Origin of the sequence: Micromonospora sp. DT227, assembly GCF_049841835.1 — a bacterium.
GTDB lineage: Bacteria > Actinomycetota > Actinomycetes > Mycobacteriales > Micromonosporaceae > Micromonospora.
In genome coordinates, this window is record NZ_JBNCLA010000082.1 from 1 (window position 1) to 285 (window position 285).

Annotated in this window: 1 protein-coding gene; it reads right to left on the bottom strand. The window is 71.9% G+C overall.

The genetic code is table 11. From position 1 onward, the window contains the following. A partial coding sequence (locus tag ACLQ2W_RS33985; RefSeq protein WP_425792006.1) for an AMP-binding protein occupies positions 1-285 on the bottom strand: 285 nt, incomplete at both ends.

Genomic DNA, 285 nt, shown 5'->3' on the forward strand with positions numbered 1-285 from the left:
CACGCCGCCGGTTTGGGAGACGGCGAGTGCTGCGGTGACGAGGTCGATGCCGCGTGGGAGGAGGAGTCCGACCACTGATTCGGGGCCGACGCCGGCGGCGGTGAGTTGGGTGTTCAGGGCGCCGGCGCGTTGCCACAGTTGGTGGTAGGTCAGGGTCAGGTCGCCGGCGGTGACGGCGGGGGCGTCCGGTCGGGCGCTCACCTGATTCGCGACCATCTGGGCCAGGGACAGTACGGGTTGGCTGTCGCCGCCGTCGCCCCAGCGCAGCAGATCGGCACGCTCGGC